The organism is Streptomyces sp. SID8374, from assembly GCF_009865135.1.
Classification (GTDB): domain Bacteria; phylum Actinomycetota; class Actinomycetes; order Streptomycetales; family Streptomycetaceae; genus Streptomyces.
Genome location: NZ_WWGH01000001.1, coordinates 1,180,396 through 1,203,958, shown reverse-complemented (window position 1 = coordinate 1,203,958; position 23,563 = coordinate 1,180,396). Strand labels below are relative to the sequence as shown.

Sequence of the window (23,563 nt, the reverse complement as noted above, 5' to 3'; positions counted from 1 at the left end):
CACCCCGGGACGCGCCTGTACGGGAGCGTCCACGGCGGTCCTGCCCCTTCCGGCCGTACGCCGGCCGGCGGCGCGAACCACCACGGCGACGATGGCCGAACTCCCCGGCGGCACCTTCACGATGGGCGACGCCTTCGACGAGGGCTGTCTCGCCGACCGGGAGGGGCCGGTCCGGGACGTCACCGTGGCCCCCTTCGCCATCGACACCACCGCCGTCACCAACGCCGCGTGGGCGGCCTTCGCGGAGGCCACCGGCTACCGCACCGACGCCGAGCGCTACGGCAGCAGTTACGTCTTCCACCTCCTGCTCCACCCCGAGGCCGCCGAGCGCCACGTCCTCGGCCGGGTGCCCGGCGCCCCCTGGTGGCTCGGCGTCACCGGCGCGTCCTGGGCGGCGCCGGAAGGGCCGGGCTCGGACGTCGCGGACCGTGCGGACCACCCGGTCGTCCACATCTCGTACGGTGACGCCCTCGCCTACTGCGACTGGACCGGGACCCGGCTGCCCACCGAGGCGGAGTGGGAGTACGCGGCACGCGGCGGCCTGGAAGGGGCCCGCTATCCGTGGGGCGACGACTTCACCCCCGGCGGCCGGGAGATGTGCAACACCTGGCTCGGCCGCTTCCCGCACCGTTCGGACCGCCCCGGCGGGCGTACGGGCACTGTGCCCGTCACCGCGTACGAACCGAACGGCTACGGGCTCCACAACACCTCCGGCAACGTCTGGGAGTGGTGCGCCGACGCCTTCGGGCCCGGCGAACGCGTCATCAGAGGCGGCTCCTACCTCTGCCACGCCTCGTACTGCAACCGCTACCGGGTCGCCGCCCGCTCCCACAACACCCCCGACTCCTCGACCGGCCACGGCGGCTTCCGCCGCGCCCGCGACCTGGAGCCGGACGACGCCGCGGAAGGACGGAACACCGCGTGAAGGCCGTCATGGTCATGTTCGACAGCCTCAACCGGCACCTGCTGCCCCCGTACGGTGCCGACTGGACCCACGCCCCCAACTTCCGCCGCCTGGCGGACCGTACGGTCACCTACGACACCTGTTACGCGGGGTCCATGCCCTGCATGCCGGCCCGTCGCGAACTCCACACCGGGCGCCACAACTTCCTGCACCGGGGCTGGGGCCCGCTGGAGCCCTTCGACGACTCGATGCCCGAGATCCTGAAGCGGCACGGCGTCTACACCCACCTCGTCAGCGACCACCAGCACTACTGGGAGGACGGCGGGGCGACCTACCACGGGCGCTACAACTCCTGGGAGTTCTTCCGGGGGCAGGAGGGCGACGCCTGGAAGGGGCAGGTCGCCGACCCGGCGATCCCCGACAGCCCCCGCGCCACCCGCAACGACCTCTGGCGCCAGGACTGGGTCAACCGGCAGTACCTGGACACCGAGGCGAAGCAGCCGCAGACCCTCACCTTCGACGCCGGTCTGGAGTTCCTGCGGACGAACCACACCGAGGACAACTGGTTCGTCCAGATCGAGACGTTCGACCCGCACGAACCCTTCTTCACCCAGGACCACTACAAGGAGCTCTACCCGCACGATTACGAAGGACCGCACTTCGACTGGCCCGACTACAACCGGGTCACCGAGACCAAGGAGCAGGAGCAGCACGCCCGTTACGAGTACGCGGCGCTGCTCTCCATGTGCGACCACTCCCTCGGCCGGGTCCTCGACGCGATGGACGAGCACGGGCTGTGGGACGACACGCTGCTGATCGTCTGCACCGACCACGGCTATCTGCTGGGCGAGAAGGGGTGGTGGGCCAAGGTCGTCACGCCCTGGTACAACGAGCTGGTCCACACCCCGCTCTTCGTCCACGACCCGCGCCGCCCCGACCGCGCCGGGACCCGGGACGCGGCGCTCGTGCAGACCATCGACCTGGCCCCGACCCTGCTGGACTTCTTCGGCGCGGAACTCCCGCCGGACATGCAGGGCCGCCCGTTGAGCGAGACCACCGATGCTCAACAGCCGCGCGAATCAGCCCTTTTCGGCATGTTCGGCGGCCACGTCAACATCACCGACGGCCGGTACGTCTACATGCGGGCCTGCCACGACGACACCAACCAGCCGCTGTACGAGCACACGCTGATGCCCACCCGCATCCGGGGCCGCTTCACCCCCGAGGAGCTGACCGGGCTCACCCTGGCCGACCCGTTCCCCTTCACCAAGGGCGTGCCCACCCTCCGTATCCCCGCCCATCCCTCACCCCTCCTGGGCCCGCAGCGCTTCGGCACGCTCCTCTTCGACCTGGCGGCCGACCCGCTCCAGGAGAAGCCGATCAGCGACACCGCCGTCGAGTCGCGGATGGCCCGGCTCCTGGTGGAACGCCTGCGCGCCAACGACGCCCCCGCCGATCAGTACACCCGCCTCGGACTCCCGTACGACCCCGAGGACATCACCGAAACCCACCTGCTGGTCGACGCCCAGCGCGAGCGGTCCGAGGCGGGACGCCAACCAGCCGCACGATCCGACGAGTTCACCGAGGGCGCGCTCAACCTCCGTACCCCACTGGCGGAACTCCTGGCCGAACCGGCAGCCGCCGACGCGGTCCGCCGGATCGTCCCCGGCCTCCTCGACACCGAGCTGCTCACCGTCCGGGGCGGCTCCACCCTGCTCCAGATCGCCGCCTTCACCGGCCACCCCGGACGCGCACAACTCACGGCGCTCGCCGACGAACTGGCCCGCCTGTTCCCCGCACCAGACCACCGCCCCAGCCATGACGGAGAGCCCAGCCGATGACCACCGACCCCACCCGCCGTGACCCCTACGACGGCTTCCCCGGCCGGATCGGCCGCACCTTCGCCGAGTCCGAGCCGTCCTGGCCGCAGCGCCGGAAGCCCGGCGAGAAGGCGCCCAACATCGTGGTCGTCCTCGTCGACGACATGGGGTACAGCGACATCGGCCCGTTCGGCTCCGAGATCGCCACGCCGACCCTCGACACGCTGGCCGACCAGGGCGTCCGGCTCTCCAACTACCACACCATGCCGCTCTGCTCCCCGGCCCGAGCGGCCCTGCTCACCGGCCTCAACCCGCACCGCGTCGGCTACTCCATGGTCGCCAACTCCGACCCGGGCTTTCCCGGTTACGGCATGGAGATCGCCGAAGACATCCCCACCCTCGCCGAACTGCTCCACGACACGGGTTACGCCACCTACGCCGTCGGCAAGTGGCACCTGGTCCGCGACTCCGCCTCCAACGCCGCCGACGACCGGGACAACTGGCCGCTGAACAAGGGCTTCGACCAGTATTACGGCGTCCTCGAAGGCCTCACCAGCCTCTTCCACCCGCACCAACTGGTCCGCGACAACAGCCCGCTGGACATCGACGAGTTCGCGGACGACTACTACTACACCGACGACATCACCGACCAGGCGATCTCCATGGTGAAGTCGCTTCGCGCCCACGACCCCGACAAGCCGTTCTTCCTCTATCTCGCCCACAACGCCGTCCACGGCCCGTTGCAGGCCAAGGCCGAGGACATCGCCCGCCACCAGGGCCGCTACGACGACGGCTGGGACGTCCTGCGCGAGCGCCGCTTCGCCGCCCAGCTCGCCGCAGGCCTCCTCCCGCCCGGCACCGAACTGCCCGACCGCAACAGCGAGGCCGGACTCGACGTCCCCGCCTGGGACAGCCTTGACCAGGAGCAACAGAGGCTCTACGCCCGGTACATGGAGGTGTACGCGGCGCTCGTCGACAACATCGACCAGAATCTGGCCCGGCTCACCGACACCCTCGAAGCGCTCGGCGAACTCGACAACACCATCATCGTCTTCACCTCCGACAACGGCGGCACCGGCGAAGGCGGCCTCGAAGGCACCCGCTCCTACTTCAGCCGCTTCGTCCACCACCCCGCCCTCCCCGGCGACTGGACCCCCGACGTCGACCGCGACCCAGAACTCATCGGCGGCCCGCGCAGCCTGGTCCACTACCCGCGCGGCTGGGGCATGGCCTCCAACACCCCCTTCCGGCTCTACAAGGGCCACACGTACGCCGGCGGGGTCCGCGTCCCGTTCGTCCTGTCCTGGCCCAGGGGCGCCCGCGAAGGGCTTCTCACCCCCGGGGTGCGCACCCAGTACCAGTACGTCACCGACATCGCCCCCACCCTGCTCCGGCTGGCCGGCCTGGAGCGCCCGGCCGAGCGGCGCGGGACCACCCTCCAGGAGCCGGACGGCATCAGCTTCACCCCCGTACTCGCCGACCCCGACCACGCCTCCACCCACCCCGAGCAGTATTGCGAGATGACCGGCAACCGCAGCTACTACCGCGACGGCCACAAGCTCGTCACCCTCCACCGCCCGGGCACCCCCTACGACGACTCCGAGTGGGCGCTCTACGACATCCGCACCGACCCCACCGAGATCCACGACCTCGCTGCCGAACGCCCCGACCTGGTCAAGGAGTTGTCCGAGGCCTGGGAGGCGGCCGCCTGGCGCAACGGGGTCTTCCCGCTCCCCGACGGCAGCGGCGCCCTCGCTCGCCGCAACCCCGCCGAACAACGCCTGACCCGCCCCCTGACCCTGCTGCCCGGCACACCCGAGCTGGAGCGCTACCGCTCCTCCCGGCTGGTCTCCCTGCGCTCCTTCGAGATCACCGTCGCCGTCGACGAGACGGGGGAGGGGGTGCTCGTCTCCCACGGCGACCAGGGCGGCGGCTACAGCCTGTACGTCGAGGACGGGCGACTGCACCTCGCGTACAACGAGTACGGCGTCCTCCACGAGACCGACGCGGGCCCGCTCACGCGGGGTGAGCACGTCATCGTCCTCGCCGCCACGGCCGAGAAGGGGCTGCGCTGGTCGTTCACGGTCAGCGTCGACGGCGAGGCGCGGGCCACCCCGCCCAGCGTCCACCAGCTCATCGGCATGGCCCCGTTCCAGGGCATCAGCGTCGGCATCGACCGCAAGTCCCCGGTCTCCTGGCCGCTGTTCGAACGCCACCGCTCGTTCCGCTACGGCGGCGTCCTGCGCTCGGTGACCTACACCCCCGGCGAACCGGGCCCCGACTCACCGGAAGCGGTCGCCGCCGCACTCAAGCAGGCGGCAGCGGCCTTCGAGTGAGACAGCCCGCAACGCACGGTGGCCGCCCCCGAGGAAACCGGGGGCGGCCACCGTCAGGACGGACCGGGCCTCAGCCCACGTACGCCCCGCTCGCCGTCAGCCGCAGCGCCGTGTCGATCAGCGGGACGTGGCTGAACGCCTGCGGGAAGTTGCCCACCTGGCGCTGGAGGTTGGAGTCCCACTCCTCGGCCAGCAGGCCCAGGTCGTTGCGGAGCGCCAGCAGCTTCTCGAACAGCTGGCGCGCCTCGTCGACCCGGCCGATCATCGCGAGGTCGTCGGCCATCCAGAACGAGCAGGCCAGGAACGCGCCCTCGTCGCCCGCCAGACCGTCGACGCCCGCCTCGTCGCCCTCGGTGGGGTAGCGCAGGATGAAGCCGTCCTCCGTGGACAGCTCCCGCTGGATCGCCTCGATCGTGCCGATGACCCGCTTGTCGTCCGGCGGCAGGAAGCCCATCTGCGGGATGAGCAGCAGGGAGGCGTCCAGCTCCTTCGACCCGTAGGACTGGGTGAAGGTGTTGCGCTCCTTGTCGTAGCCGCGCTCGCAGACGTCCCGGTGGATGTCGTCGCGGAGCTCGTACCACCGCTCCAGCGGGCCTTCGACGTCCCCGGACTCGACCAGCTTGATCGTCCGGTCGACCGCTACCCACGCCATCACCTTGGAGTGCACGAAGTGGCGGCGCGGACCCCGCACCTCCCAGATGCCCTCGTCCGGCTCCTCCCAGTGCTTCTCCAGATACTCGATCAGCTTGAGCTGGAGGCCCATCGCGTAGTCGTTGCGGGTCAGGCCGGTCATGTGCGCCAGGTGCAGCGCCTCGGTGACCTCGCCGTACACGTCCAGCTGGAGCTGGTTGGCGGCGCCGTTGCCGACGCGGACCGGGCCGGAGTTCTCGTAACCGGGCAGCCAGTCCAGCTCCGCCTCGCCGAGCTCGCGCTCGCCGGCGATGCCGTACATGATCTGGAGGTTCTCCGGGTCGCCCGCAACCGCCCGCAGCAGCCACTCACGCCAGGCGCGGGCCTCTTCGCGGTAGCCGGTGCGCAGCAGCGAGGAGAGGGTGATCGCGGCGTCCCGCAGCCAGGTGTAGCGGTAGTCCCAGTTCCGTACGCCCCCGATCTCCTCGGGGAGCGAGGTGGTCGGGGCCGCGACGATGCCGCCGGTCGGGGCGTACGTGAGGGCCTTGAGCGTAATCAGGGAGCGGACGACCGCCTCCCGGTAGGGCCCGTGGTACGTACACTGATCGACCCATTCGCGCCAGAACAGCTCCGTCGCCTCCAGCGACCCCTCCGGGTCGGGAAGCGCGGGCGGCTCGCGGTGCGAGGGCTGCCAGCTGATCGTGAAGGCCACCCGGTCGCCGGGGCCGACGGTGAAGTCGGAGTAGGTGGTCAGGTTCTTGCCGTAGGTGTCCGCCTCGGTGTCCAGCCAGACCGAGTCCGGCCCGGCGACGGCGACCGTACGGCTGTCCACCTTGTGCACCCACGGCGTCACCCGGCCGTAGCTGAACCGCATGCGCAGCTCCGAGCGCATCGGCACCCGGCCGCTGACGCCCTCCACGATCCGGATGAGCTGCGGTGCCCCGTCTCGCGGTGGCATGAAATCGGTCACCCGTACGGTGCCGCGCGGTGTGTCCCACTCCGATTCCAGGATGAGGGAGTCACCGCGATAGCGGCGCCGGTCCGCGGTGAGCGGCTCGGCCCCTTCCGGCCTCGCGGGACCCAGACGCCAGAAGCCGTGCTCCTCGGTGCCCAGCAGTCCCGCGAAGACGGCATGGGAATCGAAGCGGGGAAGGCACAGCCAGTCCGCCGTGCCGTCCCGGCAGACCAGGGCAGCGGTCTGCATGTCTCCGATGAGTGCGTAATCCTCGATGCGCCCGGCCACGTGCGTCTCCAGTCGAACGGCCATGTCGCCCCGTCCGGGGCGCTTACTGGGGTCTAGGGGGTCATAGGGTCTTTCACCCTGGAGGAACCGACGAGTTCCTGTACCGGTAGCGGGCCAAACGGTGCCGCCGCCCGGCCGTCTCGGCAGCGAGTGTCCGAGCAGGATACGACGCGGTACGAAGATCCGCGCGACGGTCCCCGCAACATCTCTGAGCTGATCGGGTGGGACGTGAAACGACTGGGGTGATGGTGTGACGCCCCTGTGCAGGGTGTGGCCGGAAGCAGCCTCCCCCCGTCGCTGTTACCCTGGTAGCCCGTGGACCGGTGGTCGTTCGCGACAGCGGACGAGGCCCCCGAACCGCAGCGACGGCGCCCCCGGAATCCCCGGTTCGGCGGCCGGTACGCACCTCACAACCGCGACCACGGGAGCCCCCTTTGGCTATGCAGCCCACATCCACGACGACCAAGCACATCTTCGTCACCGGGGGTGTCGCCTCCTCCCTCGGCAAGGGTCTGACTGCCTCCAGCCTGGGTGCCCTGCTCAAGGCACGTGGCCTGCGGGTCACCATGCAGAAGCTCGACCCCTACCTCAACGTCGACCCCGGCACGATGAACCCCTTCCAGCACGGTGAGGTGTTCGTCACCAACGACGGCGCCGAGACCGACCTGGACATCGGCCACTACGAGCGCTTCCTCGACGTGGACCTCGACGGCTCCGCCAACGTGACGACCGGCCAGGTCTACTCGCAGGTCATCGCCAAGGAGCGGCGCGGCGAGTATCTGGGCGACACCGTCCAGGTCATCCCGCACATCACCAACGAGATCAAGCACCGCATCCGCCGCATGGCCACCGACGACGTGGACGTCGTCATCACCGAGGTCGGCGGCACGGTCGGCGACATCGAGTCGCTGCCGTTCCTGGAGACCGTCCGCCAGGTCCGCCACGAGGTCGGCCGGGACAACGTCTTCGTCGTGCACATCTCGCTGCTGCCCTACATCGGCCCCTCCGGCGAGCTGAAGACCAAGCCGACCCAGCACTCGGTCGCCGCCCTGCGCAACATCGGTATTCAGCCGGATGCGATCGTGCTCCGCGCCGACCGTGAGGTCCCGACCTCCATCAAGCGCAAGATCTCGCTGATGTGCGACGTCGACGAGGCCGCGGTGGTCGCCGCGATCGACGCCAAGTCGATCTACGACATCCCCAAGGTGCTGCACACCGAGGGCCTGGACGCCTACGTCGTCCGCAAGCTGGACCTGCCCTTCCGGGACGTCGACTGGACCACCTGGGACGACCTGCTGGACCGCGTCCACAACCCCGGCCACGAGGTCACCGTCGCCCTGGTCGGCAAGTACATCGACCTGCCCGACGCCTACCTCTCGGTCATCGAGGCCATCCGCGCCGGCGGCTTCGCCAACAAGGCCCGGGTCACCATCAAGTGGGTCACCTCCGACGACTGCCGCACCGCCGCCGGTGCCGCCGAGCACCTGGGCGACGTCGACGCGATCTGCATCCCCGGCGGCTTCGGCGAGCGCGGTGTCGACGGCAAGGTCGGCGCCATCCGCTACGCCCGCGAGAACAAGGTCCCGCTCCTGGGCCTCTGCCTGGGCCTCCAGTGCATCGTGATCGAGGCGGCCCGCTCGCTGGCCGAGATCCCCGACGCCAACTCCACCGAGTTCGACGCCGCCACCTCCCACCCGGTCATCTCGACCATGGAGGAGCAGCTCGCCTACGTCGAGGGCGCGGGCGACCTCGGCGGCACCATGCGGCTCGGCCTCTACCCGGCCAAGCTCGCCGAGGGCTCCCTCGTGCGCGAGGCGTACGCCGGTGAGCCCTACGTCGAGGAGCGCCACCGCCACCGCTACGAGGTCAACAACGCCTACCGCGGTGAGCTGGAGAAGAAGGCCGGTCTGGTCTTCTCCGGCACCTCCCCGGACAACAAGCTCGTCGAGTACGTCGAGTACCCGCGCGAGGTCCACCCCTACCTGGTCGCCACCCAGGCCCACCCCGAGCTGCGCTCCCGCCCGACCCGCCCGCACCCGCTCTTCGCCGGTCTGGTGAAGGCGGCCGTCGCGCGCAAGGTCGGCGCGGGCGAGTAGTCCCGAGGCATTACGGTTGACCGGGGTACGGATCCTTGACGGATGCGTGCCCCGGTTTCTCGTTTTGTACGTGGTACGTGGGAGGACGCAGTGGGTATCCAGGACAGGCCCGAGGAGTGGCAGGTCACCGCGACCACCACCCCCTTCACCGGCAACAAGACCAGCGTCCGCACCGACCAGGTGGTCATGCCCGACGGCACCGTCCACGGCCGTGACTACCAGGTGCACCCCGGCTCCGTCGCGGTCCTCGCGATCGACGAGGACGACCAGGTGCTCGTCGTACGCCAGTACCGCCACCCGGTCCGCCAGCGGCTCTGGGAGATCCCCGCCGGGCTGCTGGACATCCCCGGCGAGAACCCCCTGCATGCCGCCCAGCGCGAGCTGTACGAGGAGGCGCACGTCAAGGCCGAGGAGTGGCGGGTGCTGACCGACGTCTACACCACGCCCGGCGGCTGCGACGAGGCCGTACGGATCTTCCTCGCCCGGGGCCTCTCCGACGCGGAGGGCGAGCGGTTCGCGGTCTCCGAGGAGGAGGCCGACATGGAGCAGGCCCGTATCCCGCTGCCCGAGCTGGTGCGTTCGGTGATCGCGGGGGACCTGCACAACAACTGCCTGGTCGTCGGGGTGCTCGCGCTCACCGCCGTCCGCGCGGGCGACGGCGTCGACTCGCTCCGCCCCGCCGAGGCGCCCTGGCCGGCCCGCCCGTTCGAGGTCTGACGGCTCGTCTGCTTCCTCGGTCCCCCCTCCGGTCGGACGGTCGTAAGAAATGGCGATCGTAAGAAATGCTGATCCGATCGGGGGATGTTCTCCCGGGCTCCGCCCCGCTCCGCAGTGATCCACACCACCGCTGAACTACGCTCGAAAGGCCCCGCCGGAGTTCCGGCGGGCACCGCGTGGAGCGAAGTGGAGCGTGGCCCGTGACCGATCAGGCGGTGGACACCAGCGGCCCGGCCGGGACCGCGGGGACCGAGGAGCCGTCCGGCGCCGCCCCGCCCCGATTCTTCGGCCGGGAACGGGAGTTGAAGGCCCTGCGGGCGGACATCGAACGCGCGGGCCTGGACACCCTGGCCGGGCGCAAGACCCCCCGCGCCCGGGTCCTCCTCATCGCGGGCCGCCCCGGCTCCGGCCGCAGCGCCCTCGCCGCCGAACTCGCGGGCGCCCTCACCGGTACGGGCACGGCCCCCGCCGACGCCTCGGGACCCGAAACCGGAACGGGCGCGCTGCCCTGGGCCGTTCCCGGTACGGGCTCCGGCGACTACCCCGACGGGGTGCTCCGGGTCGGCCTCACCGAACCCGGCGGCGAACCCGCCCCCACCGAACGCACCGCGGGCGAGATCCTCGGGCTGCTCGGCGTCGCCGTCCCGCCCGGCGCCGACCAGGACGAACTCTCCGAGATGGTCCGCGAGGCCCTCGCCGTACGCCGTGTCGTCCTGCTCCTCGACGACGCGGCCGACGCCGAACAGGTCGACCCGCTGCTCCCGGAGAACCCGGACTGCCTGGTCGTCGCCACCGCCACCGGCCCGCTGACCGGAATCCCGGACGTGCGGCCCTGCACCATCGGCGGGCTGGAGGCGGGCGCCGCCGTCCAGCAGCTGGCCCGCGCCATCGGCCAGGTCCGCATCACCGTCGACCCGCGCACCGCCGAGACCCTGGCCGAGGAGTGCGGGGGACAGCCCGCCGCGCTCGCCCTGATCGGCGGCTGGCTCGCCGCCCACCCCATGGCCTCCGTCGCCGACGTCACCAAGCAGCTCCACGAACTCCCCGACGCCGGTGACCAGCAGCCCACCGGCGCGCGTCCGCTGGCCCGCGCCTTCCGGCTCGTCCACGACTCCCTGCCGTCGGCCGCCGCCCGGATACTGCGCCTGCTCGCCCTCGCCCCCGCCGGGCTCGCCGACGCCCACACCGCCTCCGCGCTGGCCGGCTGCTCGGTCTCGGCCGCCGAGAAGACCCTGGACGACTTCGTACGGCTCGGGCTGCTGCGGACCGACGGCGCCGCGCACCCGCAGTACGGGGTGCCCGGCTGCCTCGCCCCGATGCTGCGCGCCCTCCTGGAGGACCGGGACCGGCCCGCCGAGATCCAGCTCGCCCGCGCCCGGATGCTGGAGCGGACCGTACGGAGGCTCCAGGCCTGCCGCGCGGTCACCGAACCGGAAGGCTCCACCGCCCACCGCAAGCTCGCCGGGCTGCCCCGCTCCCTGCGCTTCCCCAGCGCCGAGGAGGCGGGCGTCTGGCTCCTGCTGCGCCAGCCCGCCCTGCTCGCCTCGGCCCGGCTGGCGGTGGCCGACGGCGAGCTGGACACCCTGGCCCGCCGCCTCGTCGCCTCCCTGGTGCGGGCGCTGGCGGTGCACCGGGGCACCGAGGCCGCCGCCCCCGAGCTGTACGGGCTGCACGGCCTGGTCCTGGACGTGGCCGAACGCCGCAACCTGCCCCGCGAGCAGGCGGCGGCCCTGCTCAACCTCGCCGACCTGGACGCCCGCACCGGCCGCACCCGGGACGCCCTGACCCGCTACCGGGCCGCGCTGGACGCCGGACGGGCCGCCGCTGATCTGTACGCGACGGGCCGCGCGATGGAATCCGTAGGCAGTACGTACGCCGAGCTGGGCGACTACCACCGGGCCTCCGACTGGTACGGCCGCGCGCTCGCCCAGCGCCTCACCCAGGGGGAGCGGGCGGACGAGGCACGTCTCTACGGACGGCTCGGCGCCGTCCACAGCTACGCCGGGCGCTACGGCGAGGCCCTGCGGAACTGGCGGGCCGCCGCGGCGGGCCACCGCAGGCTCGGCGACCTGGCGGCCCAGGCGCGGGCGCTCAGCGAGGCGGCCCGGGTGCAGGAGTACGCGGGGCGGCCGCAGGAGGCGCTGCACACCTGCCGGGAGGCGGCCGAGCTGGCCCGTCGCGCCGATGACGTGCGGCTTCAGGCGGCGCTCCAGCTGCGGCTGGCCGACACCCTGGACCGGCTCGGCGACCCGGCGGCGGCCCGGCTGCACCGGGCGGCTGCCGACAGATTGCTGGGCGAGGAGGGTTCTGCCTACGAAATCCGCAGTGCTTCGACAGAAAGTTAATGCTTTGTAAGGCTAGACAGCGCGAAGTCCTTCATTAGACTGGCTCTGCCGCGTTCCTCCGTGGCGTCTCCATTTATGCTGTATATGTCCGGGTCTGTTCTGTCGTGCCCGGATTACCCTCCGAGCCAAGGACCGTGATCGACGTGAAGGTCGGCATCCCCCGCGAAGTCAAGAACAACGAGTTCCGGGTGGCGATCACCCCCGCCGGAGTGCATGAGCTCGTCCGCCACGGCCACCAGGTCGTCATCGAGAAGGACGCCGGCCTCGGCTCGTCCATCCCGGACCAGGAGTACGTCGCCGCCGGCGCGCAGATCCTGGACACCGCCGACGAGGTCTGGGCCACCGCCGACCTGCTGCTCAAGGTCAAGGAGCCGGTCGCCGAGGAGTACCACCGCCTCCGCAAGGACCAGACCCTCTTCACCTACCTGCACCTCGCCGCCTCCCGCGAGTGCACCGACGCACTGCTGGCCTCCGGCACCACCGCCATCGCCTACGAGACGGTCGAGACCGCGAACCGCGCGCTCCCGCTGCTCGCCCCGATGTCCGAGGTCGCGGGCCGTCTCGCCCCGCAGGTCGGCGCGTACCACCTGATGCGCTCGGTCGGCGGCCGCGGTGTCCTCCCCGGCGGCGTCCCCGGCACCCACGCCGGCCGCGCCGTCGTCATCGGCGGCGGTGTCTCCGGCTGGAACGCCACGCAGATCGCCGTGGGCCTCGGCTTCCACGTCACGCTGCTGGACCGCGACATCAACAAGCTGCGCGAGGCCGACAAGATCTTCGGCACCAAGGTGCAGACCGTCGTCTCCAACGCCTTCGAGCTGGAGAAGGCCGTCGTCGAGGCCGACCTCGTCATCGGCGCCGTGCTGATCCCCGGAGCCAAGGCCCCGAAGCTGGTCACCAACGAGCTCGTCGCCAAGATGAAGCCCGGAAGTGTACTTGTCGACATTGCGATCGACCAGGGCGGCTGCTTCGAGGACTCGCACCCGACCACCCACGCCGAGCCGACCTTCCAGGTCCACGAATCGGTCTTCTACTGCGTCGCCAACATGCCCGGCGCGGTCCCGAACACCTCCACGTACGCGCTCACCAACGCCACGCTGCCGTACATCGTGGAGCTGGCGAACCGCGGCTGGGCCGACGCCCTGCGTCGCGACGCCGCGCTGGCCAAGGGCCTCAACACCCATGAGGGCCAGGTCGTTTACCGCGAGGTGGCCGAGGCGCACGGCCTCCCGCACGTCGAGTTGAGCACGCTGCTCGGCTGACGGGTCAACACCTCCCGTCAACATCGCGCGTCCGGCCGGACCTTGCCGAGCAAGGTCCGGCCGGAGGTGTATCGGGCCCTGTGAGGCCCTTGTGCAACTCGCCTCGAACGTAACCCTTTACCCGTTTCGTGCAGCGGCGAAATGTGCGGCTTGGTCGCTGTGCACCCTTGACATCGAGGTGTTCGATTGCCGACACATCGGGCCGGGTCCGGCGGATTGTGTTGCTGCGGACCGGTGACACGCCATAGAGTCGCCAATCGTCGGCATGGTGCCACGCTGACCTATCGATAAGTTTCCTGGTCACGTCCAAGGAGGTAAGACGACTTGTGAATGAGTCGACAATTACTCCCGGGGGTGGTCAACCAGGGATGCCTGCACGGGGTCTGAGCCCGATCGGGCTCGAAGCTGTCGGCTCCGTCGCTGTCCGCACCTTCGCCACCCAACAGCACATGACGACAGCCCCCCAGATGATGGACGGCCTACACGTGAACGCCACGGCCGGCAACGAGAGTGGCCGGAACACCGACCGCTTCGCCGACTTCGCCGAGGTGCCCGAGGGGCACTTCTACGACCCCGACGCCGAGTACGAGCCCGATCCGGAGTACGCGGCCACGCTCGCGCCCGACGCCGCGCGCCAGCGCCGCGAGCGCATCGGCCCGACCGGACGGCCCCTGCCGTACTTCCCGATCCCGGGCCCCCTGACCGACCACGGCCCCGCGAAGATCATCGCGATGTGCAACCAGAAGGGCGGCGTCGGCAAGACCACGTCGACCATCAACCTGGGTGCCGCGCTCGCCGAGTACGGACGCCGCGTCCTCCTCGTCGACTTCGACCCGCAGGGCGCCCTCTCGGTCGGCCTCGGGGTCAACCCGATGGAACTCGACCTGACCGTCTACAACCTGCTCATGGAGCGGGGCATGGCGGCCGACGAGGTCCTGCTGAAGACCGCCGTCCCCAACATGGACCTGCTGCCGAGCAACATCGACCTCTCGGCCGCCGAGGTGCAGCTCGTCAGCGAGGTGGCCCGCGAGTCCACGCTCCAGCGCGCCCTGAAGCCGCTGATGGCCGACTACGACTACATCGTGATCGACTGTCAGCCCTCGCTCGGCCTGCTCACCGTGAACGCACTGACGGCCGCTCACAAGGTCATAGTGCCGCTGGAGTGCGAGTTCTTCGCGCTGCGCGGGGTGGCGCTGCTCACCGAGACCATCGAGAAGGTCCAGGAGCGGCTCAACCCCGAGCTGGAACTCGACGGCATCCTCGCCACCATGTACGACTCCCGTACGGTGCACAGCCGCGAGGTCCTGGCCCGCGTCGTCGAGGCCTTCGACGAGCACGTCTACCACACGGTCATCGGGCGCACGGTCCGCTTCCCGGAGACCACGGTCGCCGGTGAGCCCATCACCACGTACGCCTCCAACTCGGTCGGTGCCGCCGCCTATCGCCAGCTCGCCAGGGAGGTGCTCGCCCGGTGTCACGCCGAGTGAGTCTGCCGGGGGCCGACGAACTGTTCCGTACGACCGGGGGAGGGATGGGCCTCCAGTCCTCCTCCCCGGCGGACCGGCGACGCAAGGCGAACGGCGAGCCACGGGTGCCCGCACCGGCGGGGGAGAGCGACCCCTCGGGCCAGGGCGGCGCTCCCGCCGAGGGCCGCGAGGAGCACGCCTCCGCCGATGCCGAGGACGCGCGCGGCCGAGGCGGTGAGGGCGACCGCCAGGCCGCCGCTGCCGCCCCCGCCCCGTCGTCCGGCGACCGGTCGGCCTCCGCGGCCCCGGCGGAGCAGTCCCCGGCCGTCCAGCAGCAGCGCAGGCGCGGCGGCGGACGCGGTGCCAACCGGCGCCCCAGCGGACGCGAGCGCCACGACGAGAAGATCACGGTCTACGTCTCCGCCGAGGAGCTGATGGACCTCGAACACGCCCGGCTCGTCCTGCGCGGCGAGCACGGCCTCGCCGTCGACCGCGGCCGCATCGTCCGTGAGGCGGTGGCGGTGGTCCTCGCCGACCTGGAGTCCCGGGGCGACGCGAGCATCCTCGTACGGCGGCTGCGCGGCCGCTGACCGGCGCCGCGCCGGTAGCCTGCCGGATGGGACCCGCCGACCGGCGGGGCCCGTCCGCGCCCCCGCCCCACCCCTGGACCACCATGCCCCCGCCCCACGACCCCGCCGCCCCGCGCCGCCGTGCCCTGGGCCGGGGACCGGGGGCGGCGGCGCCGCCCGTGGAGCCCGTGGAGACGCCTGCGGGGGCCGTGGATGCCCCTGCGGAGGCGGAGGAGGCGGCTCCGGAGCCCGTGGAGGCGCCGGAAGCCGTTCCCGTACAGGAAGCGCCGGAAAGCGCGCCGGAGGCCGCACAAGCCGGGCCTGAGCCCGTACGGGAGCCGGAGGCCCCGCCCGGGCCCGAGGTCGCAGAAACGGATCCGGAGCCCGCAGAAGCTCCGGAAGCATCCGACGACAAGCGCTTCACCGTCCGGCTGGTGAACTTCGAGGGCCCCTTCGACCTGCTCCTCCAGCTGATCTCGCGGCACAAGCTGGACGTGACCGAGGTCGCGCTCTCGAAGGTCACCGACGAGTTCATGGCGTACATCCGCGCCATGGGCCCGGACTGGGACCTCGACCAGACCACCGAGTTCCTCGTGGTCGCCGCCACCCTGCTGGACCTCAAGGCCGCCCGGCTGCTGCCCGCCGCCGAGGTGGAGGACGAGGCGGACCTGGCGCTCCTGGAGGCGCGGGACCTGCTCTTCGCGCGGCTGCTCCAGTACCGCGCGTACAAGCAGATCGCGGACATCTTCAGCGGCCGCCTGGAGTCCGAGGCCCGCCGCCACCCCCGTACCGTCGGCCTGGAGGACCACCACGCGGAGCTGCTGCCCGAGGTGGTCATCAGCATCGGGCCCGAGGGGTTCGCCAAGCTCGCGGTCAAGGCGATGCAGCCGAAGCCGAAGCCCCAGGTGTACGTCGACCACATCCACGCCCCGCTGGTCAGCGTGCGGGAGCAGGCGGGCATCGTGGTGGAGCGGCTGCGCGAGGCCGGGGCGGCGATGAGCTTCCGGGTGCTCACCGAGGACGCCCCGGACACCCTCACCGTGGTCGCCCGCTTCCTGGCCCTGCTGGAGCTGTACCGGGAGAAGGCCGTCACCCTGGACCAGGACGAGGCGCTCGGCGACCTGATGGTGGCCTGGTGCGGCGGGGCGGACGCGGAGCCGGTGGTGACGGACGAGTTCGACCAGGAGCTGAACGGGGCGGGCGAGCAGGAGGAGGACGTACGGGAATGAGCGAGCAGCCGATCCGGGCGGAGGGCGGGAGCGCCGTCGCCTCACTCGACCTGAAGCCCGCCCTGGAGGCGGTCCTCATGGTGGTCGACGAGCCCGCCACCGTCGACCACCTCGCCAAGGTGCTCCAGCGGCCCCGCAGAGCCGTGGCGGACGCGCTGCGGGAGCTGGCCGACGAGTACACCGTGCAGCGCCGGGGCTTCGACCTGCGGCTGGTGGCGGGCGGCTGGCGGTTCTACACCCGCCCCGAGTACGCGGCGGCCGTCGAGGGCTTCGTCCTGGACGGCCAGCACGCCCGGCTGACCCAGGCCGCGCTGGAGACCCTGGCGGTGGTCGCCTACCGGCAGCCGGTGAGCCGTTCGCGGGTCTCGGCGGTGCGCGGAGTCAACTGCGACGGCGTCATGCGGACCCTCCTCCAGAGGGGCTTGGTGGCCGAGGCGGGCGCGGAACCCGAAACAGGTGCGATCCTGTACAGGACGACGAACTACTTTCTGGAGCGAATGGGCCTGCGCGGCCTGGACGAGCTCCCGGAACTCGCGCCCTTCCTCCCCGAGGCGGACGCGATCGAGGCTGAGACGCTAGAGGGTGTGCCGTCGTTCGATCCGGACGCACCGGACACCCCGGATACTCACGCAGACGACAAGACGGAATTTTGATGCGAAGCAGTGGCAGGAACAGCGGAAGCGGCGGCAGCGGCCGGAGCGGCGGCGGCGCGGGCAGTGGCGGCCGCAGCGGCGGCGGCTCCTTCCGCCAGGGCCAGGGCGGCGGTGGCCAGGGCGGTCGCCCCGGCGGCCAGGGCGGCGGCGGACGCGGCGGCAGCGGCCAGGGCGGGCGGCCCGGAGCCTCGGGCGGCCGTCCCGGCGGTCAGGGCGGACGGCCCACCGGCCAGGGCGGACGCGGCGGCAGCCAGGGCGGTCGTCCCGGCGGTCAGGGCGGGCGCTCCCAGGACGGGCGTCCCGGCTACCAGGGCGGCGGCCGTGACGAGGAGCAGCGCCCCCGCCGTCCCCGCCCCGAGGAGCGCCGCTACGACGTCGGCAACGACGCCCCCGGCGCCCGGTCCGAGCAGGACGGCCCCCGCAAGGGCCGCGGCTCGGCGGCCCGCGGCGGCGCCAAGGGCGGCCCGAAGTCGGCACAGGGCGGCTCCGGCCGCACCGGCGGTTTCCGCCGTGCCGCACCCTCGCGCCCGCGTGAGCTGGACGCCAAGATCGAACAGCGCAACCGCGACCGGTACGCGAACAAGCCCGAGATCAACCTCCCCAAGACCCACCCGGGCGCCGAGCAGGAGGGCGAGCGGCTGCAAAAGGTGCTCGCCCGGGCCGGCATGGGCTCGCGCCGCGCGTGCGAGGAGCTGATCGAACAGTCCCGGGTCGAGGTCAACGGCGAGATCGTCGTGGAGCAGGGCATGCGGGTCGACGTCCACCAGGACGAGATCAAGGTCGACGGCCTGACCGTCGCCGCGCAGTCCTACCTCTTCTTCGCGCTGAACAAGCCCGCGGGCGTCGTCTCCTCGATGGAGGACCCGGACGGCCGCCAGTGCCTCGGCGACTACGTGACCAACCGCGAGACGCGGCTGTTCCACGTCGGCCGTCTCGACACCGAGACGGAGGGCATCATCATGCTCACCAACCACGGTGAGCTGGCCCACCGCCTCACGCACCCCAAGTACGGCGTGAAGAAGACCTACCTGGCCGCCATCCAGGGCCCCCTGCCGCGCGACCTCGGCAAGCGGCTCAAGGACGGCATCCAGCTGGAGGACGGCTACGCCCGTGCCGACCACTTCCGCGTCGTCGAGAACACCGGCAAGAACTACCTGGTCGAGGTGACCCTCCACGAGGGCCGCAAGCACATCGTGCGCCGGATGCTGGCCGAGGCCGGCTTCCCGGTGGAGCGCCTCGTGCGGACGTCCTTCGGGCCGATCCCGCTGGGCGACCAGAAGTCCGGCTGGCTGCGCCGCCTCACCAACACCGAGGTCGGCATGCTGATGCGCGAGGTCGGTCTCTGACAGCGCTCCGCAAGGCCCGCGGCCGGTTCCGTTCGGAAAGTTCGAACGGAACCGGCCGCGGGCCTTTTGCTGCCCCCGCCCACCCTTTATAGTCAGAGTGACTATTAAAGAGGAGGCGGGCCCGTGAGCCTCGCGGACATACTCGATCCCCTCCAGCAGCCCCTGGTGACCGTCCTGGACACCCCGGTCAGCTGGACCGAGGTGCTGGGATTCGGCAGCGGGGCGCTCTGCGTGTGGCTCGTGGCCCGCCAGCACATCGCCAACTGGCCGATCGGCATCGCCAACAACGTCTTCTTCATCCTGCTGTTCGCCCAGGCCGGCCTGTACGCCGACGCGGGCCTCCAGATCGTCTTCATCACCCTCGCCGCGTACGGCTGGTGGACCTGGACCCACGGGGGTGGACCAGGCTCCTCCGTCCTGCCGGTGCGCAGAACGACCCGCACCGAATGGACCGGGCTGCTCGCGGCGGGGGTGGTGGGGACCGCCGGGCTCACCCTGCTGCTCACCCGGGCCACCGACTCCACCGTCCCGTTCTGGGACGCCCTGACGACCTCGCTGTCGCTGATGGCGACGTACGGGCAGTGCCGGAAGCGGCTGGAGTCCTGGTGGCTGTGGATCGCGGCCGACCTGGTCTACATCCCGCTCTACGCGCACAAGGGGCTGTATCTGACCTCGCTGCTGTACGCCGGGTTCCTCGCGCTCTGCCTGGTCGGGCTGCGCAGCTGGCACCGCGACCTGACCGCCCGCAACGCCCGCCCGCTGGAGGTGGCCACGGCATGAAGGCTTACGAACACGGCCTGGTGCTGGGCAAGTTCTACCCGCCGCACGCGGGCCACCACCACCTCGTCCGGTCCGCCCAGGACCGCTGCGAACGGCTGACCGTGCTGGTCTGCGCCGCCTCCGTGGAGTCCGTGCCGCTCGCGGACCGGGTGGCCTGGATGCGCGAGGTGCACCCGGACGTCACGGTGGTCGGCGCGGTCGACGACACGCACATGGACGTGACCGACCCGGCGGTCTGGGACGCCCACATGGCCGTCTTCACCGCCGCCGTGCCCGAGCGGGTCGACGCGGTCTTCACCTCGGAGGCGTACGGGGAGGAGCTCGGCCGCCGCTTCGGTGCCGCGTCCGTCCTCGTCGACCCCGACCGCACCCTCTTCCCGGTCTCCGGCACCGCCGTGCGCAAGGACCCGGTCGGCTGCTGGGACTTCCTCCGGGCGCCGGTCCGGGCCGCCCTCGCCCGCCGGGTCGTCGTCCTCGGCGCCGAGTCCACCGGCACCACCACCCTGGCGCGGGCCCTCACCGACCGCTACCGGGGCCGGGGCGGGGTCTGGGCGCGGACGGGGTACGTCGCGGAGTACGGGCGCGAGTACAGCGAGCAGAAGCTCGCCGCCCTGCGGGAGCGGTGGCCCGGGGCCGCCTGGGAGGACGTCACCTTCACCACCGACGACTTCCCGCTCATCGCGCGGACCCAGAACGAGCGGGAGGAAGCCGCCGCCCGCACCGGCTCCCCGGTCCTCTTCTGCGACACGGACTCCTTCGCCACCACCGTCTGGCACGAGCGGTACGTCGGCGGGCGCAACCCGCTCGTCGAGGAGATCGCGGACCGGACCGCCCACCACCTCTGGCTGCTCACCGACCACGAGGGCGTCGCCTTCGAGGACGACGGGCTGCGCGACGGCGAAGAGCTGCGGCCCTGGATGACCGACCGCTTCCGCGCCGAACTCACCCGCACGGGACGCCGGTTCATCGAGATCACCGGCCCGCCCGAGGCCCGTCTCGCCGCCGCCGTCACCGCCGTGGACGAACTCCTCGCCACCGGCTGGGACTTCGCCGCCCCGCTCCCGGAGAAGCGATGAGCACCGGCGTACCGGAAGGGTACGACCCGCACGCCTTCCCGCCCTTCGCGGTCACCGTCGACCTCGCGGTCTTCACCGTCCGGGCCGCGGCGCTCCACGTCCTGCTGGTGGAACGCGGCCAGGAACCGTTCCGGGGGCGCTGGGCGCTGCCGGGCGGCTTCGTCCTGCCCCGCGAGTCCGCCGACGAGGCCGCCCGCCGCGAGCTGGCCGAGGAGACCGGCCTTGGCCCCGACGCCGTGGGCACCCTCCACCTGGAGCAGCTGCGCACCTACACCGACCCGGACCGCGACCCGAGGATGCGGGTCGTCTCGGTCGCGTACGCCGCACTCCTGCCCGACCTGCCCGAACCGCGCGGCGGCGGCGACGCGGCGAGCGCGCGGTGGTGGGACGTGGGCTCCACCGGTCCGCTCGCCTTCGACCACGACCGCATCGTGGCCGACGCCCGCGACCGGATCGGCGCCAAGCTCGAATACACCTGCCTGGCCACGGAGTTCTGCCCGGCCGAGTTCACGCTCGGCGAGCTTCAGCAGGTGTACGAGACGGTGTGGGGCGTCGAGTTGGACCGCCCCAACTTCCGGCGCAAGGTCCTGAACGTGCCGGGCTTCGTCCAGCCGGTGGACGGCCCGCCGCGCCGCACGGGAGGCCGGGGCAAACCGGCCGCGCTGTACCGGGCGGGCGGCACGGCGACCCTGCACCCGCCCCTGCTGCGCCCGCAGCCGTAGCCCTCGGAAAGACTCCCACCTCTCTCGCGCCCGGAAGGACGAACGCCATGACCACAGCCACCCGAAGAATCACCAAGCAGGCGGCCACCGGCTCACTGACCGGGCTCGCGCTCGGTGACGCGCTGGGCTTCCCCACCGAGTTCGACGACGTGCCCGCCATCCTCGCCAAGTGCGGCCCCTGGCGGCACATGGAGCTGCCGACGCCCGCCATCGTCACCGACGACACCCAGATGACGATCGCGCTCGGCCGGGGAATCCGTACCGCCATGGACAGCGGGCTGCTCACCCCGGAGCGCCTGGTGGACCCGGTACGGCGGGAGTTCATCGCCTGGTACCACTCGCCGGAGAACAACCGGGCCCCCGGCAACACCTGCCTCACCGCCTGCCGCATGCTCGAATCCACCCGCGTCTGGCAGGAGGCGAGCCAGACCCGCTCCAAGGGGTGCGGCGCCAACATGCGGGTCGCGCCGATCGGCCTCGTCCCCGGCCTCAGCGACGAGCAGCGCGCCGGAGCCGCCCAGCTCCAGGCCGCCCTCACCCACGGCCACCCCACCGCGCTGGCCGCCTCCGACCTCACCGCCCGCGCGGTCCACCTGCTCGCCCAGGGCGCCGAACCGCTCGGCCTGATCGGCCAGTTGCGCAGCTACGCCTACGACAACACCGGCCGCTACCACGCCCGCTGGCTCGGCGACCTGTGGCGGTACGCGGGGGACACCTCGCCCGAGGCGTTCATCAGCCGCGGCTGGGACGAGTGCCAGGTGGCCCTGGCCGCCCTCCAGGAGGCGCTGCGCACCCCGTCCCCGGAGACCGACCCGTGCGAGCGGACCGGCGACGGCTGGATCGCCGAGGAGGCCCTCGCCACGGCCCTGCACTGCTTCCTGCTCTTCCCCGAGGACCCGCTCACCGCCCTGCGCCGGGCCGCCTGCACCCGGGGCGACTCCGACTCCATCGCCTGCCTGGCAGGCGCGTTCGCCGGCGCCCACCTGGGCGCGGGGGCCTGGCCCCAGGAGTGGTCGGAGCGCATCGAGTACCGCAGCGACCTGCTCTCCCTGGCGGCGCTCTGGGACGCCTGAGCCGACAGGATCCCCGACGCCCGGCCCCTAGGCCGACGCCGCCCGGACCCGTACCAGGAAGTCCTCCACCGCCGCCCGGTCCGGCCCGGGCGGCAGCGGGGACGAGGTCACCGCCTCGTCGTTCTCCTCCGCCAGGCGGTTCATCCGGCGCTCCACCTCCGGCCAGGGCACCTCGCCCCGCTTCACCGCCAGCAGCTCATCGCGGGCGTCGCCGACACCGATGTGCAGCTCGCCGGTACGCAGGAGGTCCCGGCTGCTCGCCAGGAGCCGCAGCAGGTGCATGGCGTGCTTCCAGCGCGGCGCCCCGAACTGCCGTACGTCCGCCTCCAGCTTCCTCCGCTGGCCCAGCGCGTAGCGGACGAACGTGGTGTGGGCCAGGCGGGAGAGGAACGCCCCGCGCAGCGCCACCAGTTCGCGGCCGGTGCCGTCCACGTACTCCACCAGCGGGGAGTGCAGGCACTCCAGCACATTCGGGTTGGCCCGCAGTGCCAGCTCGCAGAAGCGCTCCAGCTCCCACGAGAACTGCTCGGGGGCGGGGCCCTCGATGTGCGTCGGGGGCTTGTCGAGGCGCCAGAACAGCGGGGTGGGGGCGACGAACACACCCCGCCGGTCCGTGTCGCTGTCCTCCGTCGCCAGACCGAAGGCGCGTGAGCCCATCACGCACGCGTAGACCGTGTGGTCGCGTACGAGGGATTCGTCGGCGGGAGTGATCATGGCCGAGAGCGTACGGGGACGGCGGGCGCCCCGCTCCCGGGTTTTCGGCCCCTCGCCCCCGGGGTGCCGCCCCGCCCTCAGCCCAGCCGGATCGACCCGCCCGCGACGGTGATCTGTTCGGCCGGCAGCGGGCGGGTCGCCGGGCCGGTCTCGACCGCCGCGTCCGTGATGGAGAACTTGGAGCCGTGGCACGGGCAGTTGATGGTGCCGTCGCTGACCGTCGAGACGAGGCACTGGGCGTGCGTGCAGACGGCGGAGAAGGCCTTGAACTCGCCCTCCTCCGGCTGCGTCACCACCACCTTCTGCTCCTTGAAGATCGTGCCGCCGCCGACCGGGATGTCGTCCGTCGAGGCGAGTTCCTCCCCGCCGCCGGGCGAGGCGTCGGGGGAGGTCCCGGGCGATGCGGCGTCCGAGGCCGTACCCGTCGGCGTACCACTCGCGTCTCCGCCGCCGCTCTCGTCGCCGGAGGATCCGCAGCCGGTCACCAGCGCGGCGGCGCCCGCCGCACCCGCGGTCAGAACAGTCCTTCGCCGTGTGTTCGCGTTCATGGGCTCTCCAGTTGTCGTGGGGTGATCCGTGCTCGCC

At 71.9% G+C, this 23,563-nt stretch carries 19 protein-coding genes; 16 read left to right on the top strand and 3 right to left on the bottom strand.

Annotated features, from left to right (window positions below; all coding sequences use genetic code 11):
* Positions 1-91 precede the first annotated feature (91 nt).
* The 3 genes from GTY67_RS05400 to GTY67_RS05390 are packed head-to-tail and all read left to right on the top strand — an operon-like array spanning position 92 to position 5,060.
* Positions 92-925: a formylglycine-generating enzyme family protein gene (locus GTY67_RS05400; protein ID WP_161279960.1), complete on the top strand. Its 834-nt coding sequence runs from the start codon at positions 92-94 to the stop codon at positions 923-925.
* On the top strand, positions 922-2,745 hold the full coding sequence (locus GTY67_RS05395; protein ID WP_161277947.1) for a sulfatase: 1,824 nt from the start codon (positions 922-924) through the stop codon (positions 2,743-2,745). Before GTY67_RS05400 ends, GTY67_RS05395 begins: the two co-directional genes overlap by 4 nt.
* Complete coding sequence (locus tag GTY67_RS05390; RefSeq protein ID WP_161277946.1) at positions 2,742-5,060, top strand: arylsulfatase; 2,319 nt, start codon at positions 2,742-2,744, stop codon at positions 5,058-5,060. The genes GTY67_RS05395 and GTY67_RS05390 overlap by 4 nt, the downstream gene beginning before the upstream one ends.
* 70 nt (positions 5,061-5,130) lie before the next feature.
* Here GTY67_RS05390 and GTY67_RS05385 read toward each other — a convergent pair whose 3' ends face one another.
* The gene (locus GTY67_RS05385; protein WP_161213663.1) at positions 5,131-6,933 is read right to left on the bottom strand and encodes a glycoside hydrolase family 15 protein; all 1,803 of its coding nucleotides are present in this window, start codon (positions 6,931-6,933) and stop codon (positions 5,131-5,133) included.
* A 440-nt stretch (positions 6,934-7,373) separates the two neighbouring features.
* Between GTY67_RS05385 and GTY67_RS05380 the strand changes: the two genes are divergently transcribed.
* The 13 genes from GTY67_RS05380 to GTY67_RS05320 all read left to right on the top strand — a co-directional run bounded on the left by GTY67_RS05380 (position 7,374) and on the right by GTY67_RS05320 (position 22,264).
* On the top strand, positions 7,374-9,029 hold the full coding sequence (locus tag GTY67_RS05380) for a CTP synthase (protein WP_161277945.1): 1,656 nt from the start codon (positions 7,374-7,376) through the stop codon (positions 9,027-9,029).
* 90 nt (positions 9,030-9,119) lie between these two features.
* Positions 9,120-9,746: an NUDIX hydrolase gene (locus tag GTY67_RS05375; protein ID WP_161277944.1), complete on the top strand. Its 627-nt coding sequence runs from the start codon at positions 9,120-9,122 to the stop codon at positions 9,744-9,746.
* Positions 9,747-9,946: 200 nt separating this feature from the next.
* Positions 9,947-12,091, top strand: coding sequence for a tetratricopeptide repeat protein (locus tag GTY67_RS05370; protein ID WP_161277943.1), 2,145 nt, complete (start codon positions 9,947-9,949; stop codon positions 12,089-12,091).
* Positions 12,092-12,234: 143 nt separating this feature from the next.
* Positions 12,235-13,350: an alanine dehydrogenase gene (gene ald, locus GTY67_RS05365; protein WP_093686509.1), complete on the top strand. Its 1,116-nt coding sequence runs from the start codon at positions 12,235-12,237 to the stop codon at positions 13,348-13,350.
* A gap of 368 nt (positions 13,351-13,718) precedes the next feature.
* The gene (locus GTY67_RS35275) at positions 13,719-14,837 is read left to right on the top strand and encodes a ParA family protein (protein ID WP_018488026.1); all 1,119 of its coding nucleotides are present in this window, start codon (positions 13,719-13,721) and stop codon (positions 14,835-14,837) included.
* The gene (locus tag GTY67_RS05355; RefSeq protein ID WP_343238742.1) at positions 14,834-15,406 is read left to right on the top strand and encodes a hypothetical protein; all 573 of its coding nucleotides are present in this window, start codon (positions 14,834-14,836) and stop codon (positions 15,404-15,406) included. The genes GTY67_RS35275 and GTY67_RS05355 overlap by 4 nt, the downstream gene beginning before the upstream one ends.
* An 83-nt stretch (positions 15,407-15,489) precedes the next feature.
* Entirely contained in the window at positions 15,490-16,614 is a 1,125-nt protein-coding gene (locus tag GTY67_RS05350; RefSeq protein ID WP_161279959.1) for a segregation/condensation protein A, read from the top strand.
* Positions 16,611-17,267, top strand: a complete 657-nt coding sequence (scpB, locus tag GTY67_RS05345; RefSeq protein ID WP_093686506.1) for an SMC-Scp complex subunit ScpB — start codon at positions 16,611-16,613, stop codon at positions 17,265-17,267. Before GTY67_RS05350 ends, scpB begins: the two co-directional genes overlap by 4 nt.
* Entirely contained in the window at positions 17,267-18,613 is a 1,347-nt protein-coding gene (locus tag GTY67_RS05340; RefSeq protein ID WP_161277941.1) for a pseudouridine synthase, read from the top strand. Before scpB ends, GTY67_RS05340 begins: the two co-directional genes overlap by 1 nt.
* Before the next feature lie 123 nt (positions 18,614-18,736).
* On the top strand, positions 18,737-19,393 hold the full coding sequence (gene pnuC, locus GTY67_RS05335) for a nicotinamide riboside transporter PnuC (protein WP_161277940.1): 657 nt from the start codon (positions 18,737-18,739) through the stop codon (positions 19,391-19,393).
* Positions 19,390-20,469 carry an AAA family ATPase gene (locus GTY67_RS05330; protein WP_161277939.1) on the top strand — a complete coding sequence of 360 codons (1,080 nt, stop codon included), beginning with the start codon at positions 19,390-19,392 and terminating at the stop codon, positions 20,467-20,469. Before pnuC ends, GTY67_RS05330 begins: the two co-directional genes overlap by 4 nt.
* Positions 20,466-21,191 (top strand): NUDIX domain-containing protein, encoded by a 726-nt coding sequence (locus GTY67_RS05325; RefSeq protein WP_161277938.1) that lies wholly within the window; start codon positions 20,466-20,468, stop codon positions 21,189-21,191. The genes GTY67_RS05330 and GTY67_RS05325 overlap by 4 nt, the downstream gene beginning before the upstream one ends.
* Before the next feature lie 47 nt (positions 21,192-21,238).
* Positions 21,239-22,264 carry an ADP-ribosylglycohydrolase family protein gene (locus tag GTY67_RS05320; protein ID WP_161277937.1) on the top strand — a complete coding sequence of 342 codons (1,026 nt, stop codon included), beginning with the start codon at positions 21,239-21,241 and terminating at the stop codon, positions 22,262-22,264.
* Positions 22,265-22,291: 27 nt separating this feature from the next.
* Here GTY67_RS05320 and GTY67_RS05315 read toward each other — a convergent pair whose 3' ends face one another.
* Together GTY67_RS05315 and GTY67_RS05310 are read right to left on the bottom strand one after the other, a co-directional pair.
* Positions 22,292-22,978, bottom strand: coding sequence for a nucleotidyltransferase domain-containing protein (locus tag GTY67_RS05315; RefSeq protein ID WP_093685825.1), 687 nt, complete (start codon positions 22,976-22,978; stop codon positions 22,292-22,294).
* A gap of 77 nt (positions 22,979-23,055) precedes the next feature.
* Complete coding sequence (locus GTY67_RS05310; protein WP_161277936.1) at positions 23,056-23,526, bottom strand: Rieske (2Fe-2S) protein; 471 nt, start codon at positions 23,524-23,526, stop codon at positions 23,056-23,058.
* Positions 23,527-23,563 lie beyond the last annotated feature (37 nt).

Excerpts from the sequence above, each read along its gene's own strand:
- GTY67_RS05400 (WP_161279960.1), top strand. The coding sequence starts at position 92 with ATGGCCGAACTCCCCGGCGGCACCTTCACGATGGGCGACGCCTTCGAC.
- GTY67_RS05390 (WP_161277946.1), top strand. The coding sequence starts at position 2,742 with ATGACCACCGACCCCACCCGCCGTGACCCCTACGACGGCTTCCCCGGC.
- GTY67_RS05380 (WP_161277945.1), top strand. The coding sequence starts at position 7,374 with ATGCAGCCCACATCCACGACGACCAAGCACATCTTCGTCACCGGGGGT.
- GTY67_RS35275 (WP_018488026.1), top strand. The coding sequence starts at position 13,719 with ATGCCTGCACGGGGTCTGAGCCCGATCGGGCTCGAAGCTGTCGGCTCC.
- GTY67_RS05350 (WP_161279959.1), top strand. The coding sequence starts at position 15,490 with ATGCCCCCGCCCCACGACCCCGCCGCCCCGCGCCGCCGTGCCCTGGGC.
- scpB (WP_093686506.1), top strand. The coding sequence starts at position 16,611 with ATGAGCGAGCAGCCGATCCGGGCGGAGGGCGGGAGCGCCGTCGCCTCA.
- GTY67_RS05340 (WP_161277941.1), top strand. The coding sequence starts at position 17,267 with ATGCGAAGCAGTGGCAGGAACAGCGGAAGCGGCGGCAGCGGCCGGAGC.
- GTY67_RS05330 (WP_161277939.1), top strand. The coding sequence starts at position 19,390 with ATGAAGGCTTACGAACACGGCCTGGTGCTGGGCAAGTTCTACCCGCCG.
- GTY67_RS05325 (WP_161277938.1), top strand. The coding sequence starts at position 20,466 with ATGAGCACCGGCGTACCGGAAGGGTACGACCCGCACGCCTTCCCGCCC.
- GTY67_RS05320 (WP_161277937.1), top strand. The coding sequence starts at position 21,239 with ATGACCACAGCCACCCGAAGAATCACCAAGCAGGCGGCCACCGGCTCA.
- GTY67_RS05315 (WP_093685825.1), bottom strand. The coding sequence starts at position 22,978 with ATGATCACTCCCGCCGACGAATCCCTCGTACGCGACCACACGGTCTAC.
- GTY67_RS05310 (WP_161277936.1), bottom strand. The coding sequence starts at position 23,526 with ATGAACGCGAACACACGGCGAAGGACTGTTCTGACCGCGGGTGCGGCG.